At 44.1% G+C, this 3,259-nt stretch carries 4 protein-coding genes; 2 read left to right on the top strand and 2 right to left on the bottom strand.

What is annotated here, in order from left to right:
• On the top strand, positions 1-291 hold a 291-nt coding region (locus VFM80_RS00330), incomplete at its 5' end, for a sodium/proton-translocating pyrophosphatase (RefSeq protein ID WP_395068406.1).
• 65 nt (positions 292-356) lie between these two features.
• Here the strand turns inward: VFM80_RS00330 and VFM80_RS00335 are convergent.
• A complete protein-coding gene (locus VFM80_RS00335; protein ID WP_395068407.1) occupies positions 357-602 on the bottom strand; it encodes a hypothetical protein in 246 nt (81 codons plus the stop codon).
• A 172-nt stretch (positions 603-774) separates the two neighbouring features.
• On the opposite strand from VFM80_RS00335, the gene VFM80_RS00340 reads away from it, so the two are divergent.
• Positions 775-1,359, top strand: coding sequence for a DJ-1/PfpI family protein (locus tag VFM80_RS00340; protein ID WP_395068408.1), 585 nt, complete (start codon positions 775-777; stop codon positions 1,357-1,359).
• A gap of 75 nt (positions 1,360-1,434) precedes the next feature.
• Here the strand turns inward: VFM80_RS00340 and VFM80_RS00345 are convergent, their stop codons facing one another.
• A complete protein-coding gene (locus VFM80_RS00345; RefSeq protein WP_395068410.1) occupies positions 1,435-2,943 on the bottom strand; it encodes an aldehyde dehydrogenase family protein in 1,509 nt (502 codons plus the stop codon).
• Positions 2,944-3,259 lie beyond the last annotated feature (316 nt).

Raw genomic sequence — 3,259 nt, forward strand, 5'->3', positions numbered from 1 at the left:
ACTCTTGGAGCTGAAATGCTTGGTGGACTTCTTGCGGGTGTCACTTCTGCAGGTGTTCTTATGGCACTCTTCCAGTCTAACGCCGGTGGTGCATGGGATAACGCCAAGAAGATGATCGAAGAAGGTGTGACCATCGACGGTGTTAAGTATGGAAAAGGTTCTGAACCACACAAAGCAGGTGTTGTTGGAGATACGGTAGGTGATCCTTTCAAGGATACTTCAGGCCCGTCTCTGAACATCTTGCTTAAGCTGATGTCAGTGGTAGCTCTTGTAATTGCTACTATGATCTAAAGCTTAGCTAAGCAAAAAATTGAAAGCCCCTTGCATAATTTATGTGCGGGGCTTTTTTTATGGCTCTAATTTCTGATGAACGTATTCCAAAAAGTCTCTCCAAAATTATAAGCCAACCAACCAAAAGAGACGATACCAATACCAATAGCGACCCAGGTAGAGATACCAACTTCATCAAAGCCATATCTGAAAATTCGGATTCCGGCTAAACCAAAGAAGATCAAGCCAAAAAGAAGCCCGAATATGCCGTGGAATCGTTTTCGTTTCTGATTCCTTTTGTGTTCCTCTTCTGTGGGTATATTTATTTTCATAGCGTACATATTTATCACACAACCTTTCCGTAGCACCACGATGCATCGTGGTGCTACGGAAAGGACGTAGATTTAAATTTAATAAAACTCTGGATCTGAACAGCTACAAAAGAACCTTTTAAAGCTGAAAGTCATTGTACATATATAATCGCAATAAAACAGGAGTACAATTATGGCCGGTAAGAAAATATTAATGATCGTTGGAGATTACGGAGAAGACCTTGAGATCATGGTACCATTTCAGGCATTACAAATGGTTGGGCATGAAGTGCATGCGGTTTGTCCGGATAAAAAGGAAGGAGATATGTGCCCAACTGCCGTTCATGATTTTGTTGGAGATCAGACCTATAAAGAACTTCGGGGACACAATTTCACGCTGAACTATGATTTTGATAAAGCAGATCCGGAAGATTATGATGCTTTGGTTCTGCCCGGCGGAAGAGCTCCCGAGTATTTACGGCTCAATGATGAAGTGATCTCAAAAGTGAAGCATTTCCTTGATGAGGATAAACCCATTGCTGCTATTTGTCACGGACTTCAGATCTTTGCCAGAACAGGTGGTATAGAAGGAAGAACATTGACCGCGTATCCTGCATGCGGACCTGAGATGGAAGCATGTGGTGCCAATTATAAAGAGGTTCAACCAACTGAAGCCGTTGTTGATGGAAACCTGGTTACCTCCCCTGCATGGCCCGGACATCAAAAATGGCTGGCCGAATTTCTGAAGGTATTAGGAACTGAGATCACACACAACTAGATCATAGTTCGCTCCAACGCAGAGCGCAGGAGCGAGTTAGGTAATTTCTATTTCTGCCAATTTAAAATTACCTAACTAAACGTCAAAATCTATGCCTTGAGCCAGCGGCAGCGAATCACCCCAGTTTATAGTATTGGTCTGTCGACGCATGTAGGCTTTCCAGGAGTCAGAGCCGGATTCACGTCCGCCTCCGGTTTCTTTTTCGCCACCGAATGCACCGCCAATTTCAGCACCACTGGTTCCAATGTTGATGTTGGCAATACCACAATCAGATCCACCAACACTTAAGAAGCGTTCGGCTTCACGCATATTCAGGGTGAACATAGCAGAGCTGAGTCCCTGTCTTACCCCGTTATGCATTTCAATAGCTTCTTCGGTGGTCTTGTATTTCATGAGATAGAGGATAGGTGCAAAAGTCTCCTCCTGTACAATGTTATAATGATTTTCCACTTCAGCTAAAGCAGGACGTACGTAAAACCCGTCTTCATCCAGAGGCTCACCACCGTAGATCACTTTGCCGCCTTCTTTTTCAATTTCTTTGAGCGCATTTTGCATTATATCGATGGCATCCTGATCGATCATTGGCCCAACTAAAGTGCTTTCTTCAAGCGGATCACCGATGGTGATATTATCATAAATGCTCATCAATCTTTCTTTCACCTGATCATAAACTGATTCGTGAATAATAAGACGGCGAGTACTTGTGCAGCGCTGACCACAGGTTCCAACAGCTCCGAAAACAGTAGCCCGAATCGCCATTTCGAGATCTGCATTTTCTGAGATGATGATGGCGTTGTTTCCGCCTAATTCCAGAATGGTTTTCCCTAAACGGGAAGCCACGGTTTTTCCAACTTCTTTGCCCATGCGAATAGAACCGGTTGCGGAGATCAGTGGAATGCGTTCGTCTTCGGTCATCCATTCACCAACCTGCCGGTCGCCTGTAACGAGATTGAAAATTCCTTCAGGAAGATCATTTTCTTTTAAAACCCTGGCTACAATTTTTTGAATGGCAACTGCACACAAAGGCGTTTTTTCAGAACCTTTCCAGATCATCACGTTTCCACAAACAGCAGCGATCATGGCGTTCCAGCTCCATACGGCTACCGGAAAGTTGAAGGCGGAAATAATGCCTACAATTCCCAACGGATGCCACTGCTCATACATGCGGTGCTGAGGCCGTTCACTATGCATCGTTTTTCCATACATCATGCGGGATTGCCCAACTGCAAAATCACAAATGTCGATCATTTCCTGAACCTCACCAAGGCCTTCCTGATAGATCTTACCCATTTCATAGGTCACCAACTTTCCAAGTGGCTCTTTGTATTCCCGGAGTTTCTGTCCGATCTGCCTGACGATCTCACCTCGTTGAGGAGCCGGCATGTTTTTCCAGATCTCAAAAGCTTTCTGAGCTTCTTCAACCACATGATCGTACTGTTCGCGGGTGGTCACCCCAACGGTAGCAATGCGTTCACCATCAGTGGGCGTGTAACTGCTGATGGTCTCCTTGCTTTCCATATGCTTGCGACCGGTGCTTGTTCCCGGATTAATACCTTCAATACCTAATGTTTTCAGAAACTCCATAACGATAATTTTTTGCTAAATTTTTAAAGAAGATAGGGAAGTAAGTGGTCAGAATACAGGATGTGAATATCGAATATTGAACAAGGAATATTGAATATTAAAGTAAAGCATCGCTGTTCAACAAAGCGTCCTCCTCCTTGTTGAAGGAGGAGACAGAGGAGGTCGGAAAAACCAGAATGTGGCAGCCAATTAAACAAAGTTTTTATTGGTCCCAGCCCAGGGTTTAAAACCCTGCACTTTCAGTGCAGCACTTTAGTATTCCGAAAAAATCTAAAAGGTGGTATTTTGGGATTATGGAAAAAGGAATGCGAAGGGG

This window comes from Gracilimonas sp., from assembly GCF_035704785.1.
In the GTDB taxonomy this organism is placed as follows: domain Bacteria; phylum Bacteroidota; class Rhodothermia; order Balneolales; family Balneolaceae; genus Gracilimonas.